The 1,039-nt window shown below is 52.8% G+C and carries 1 rRNA gene; it reads left to right on the forward strand.

Features of this window, described 5'->3' with window-relative positions:
• Window positions 1-1,039 (forward strand): 23S ribosomal RNA (locus tag ABAC460_RS47895); the annotation flags it as partial.

The following is a 1,039-nucleotide window of genomic DNA, read 5'->3' on the forward strand; positions in this document are numbered from 1 at the left end:
TGTGTTAGTGGAAGCGTCTGGAAAGTCGCGCAGCAAAGGGTGATAGCCCCGTACACTAAAATGCACAGGTCGTGAGTTCGATGAGTAGGGCGGGACACGTGACATCCTGTCTGAATATGGGGGGACCATCCTCCAAGGCTAAATACTCCTGACTGACCGATAGTGAACCAGTACCGTGAGGGAAAGGCGAAAAGAACCCCGGCGAGGGGAGTGAAATAGAACCTGAAACCGTGTACGTACAAGCAGTGGGAGCACCTTCGTGGTGTGACTGCGTACCTTTTGTATAATGGGTCAGCGACTTATATTTTGTAGCAAGGTTAACCGTATAGGGGAGCCGTAGGGAAACCGAGTCTTAACTGGGCGACTAGTTGCAAGGTATAGACCCGAAACCCGGTGATCTAGCCATGGGCAGGTTGAAGGTTGGGTAACACTAACTGGAGGACCGAACCGACTAATGTTGAAAAATTAGCGGATGACTTGTGGCTGGGGGTGAAAGGCCAATCAAACCGGGAGATAGCTGGTTCTCCCCGAAAGCTATTTAGGTAGCGCCTCGTGAACTCATCTTCGGGGGTAGAGCACTGTTTCGGCTAGGGGGCCATCCCGGCTTACCAAACCGATGCAAACTCCGAATACCGAAGAATGTTATCACGGGAGACACACGGCGGGTGCTAACGTCCGTCGTGAAGAGGGAAACAACCCAGACCGCCAGCTAAGGTCCCAAAGTCATGGTTAAGTGGGAAACGATGTGGGAAGGCATAGACAGCCAGGATGTTGGCTTAGAAGCAGCCATCATTTAAAGAAAGCGTAATAGCTCACTGGTCGAGTCGGCCTGCGCGGAAGATGTAACGGGGCTAAACCATGCACCGAAGCTGCGGCAGCGACGCTTAGGCGTTGTTGGGTAGGGGAGCGTTCTGTAAGCCGTTGAAGGTGGCCTGTGAGGGTTGCTGGAGGTATCAGAAGTGCGAATGCTGACATAAGTAACGATAAAGCGGGTGAAAAGCCCGCTCGCCGGAAGACCAAGGGTTCCTGTCCAACGTTA

The organism is Asticcacaulis sp. AC460 (assembly GCF_000495795.1).
Taxonomy (GTDB): domain Bacteria; phylum Pseudomonadota; class Alphaproteobacteria; order Caulobacterales; family Caulobacteraceae; genus Asticcacaulis.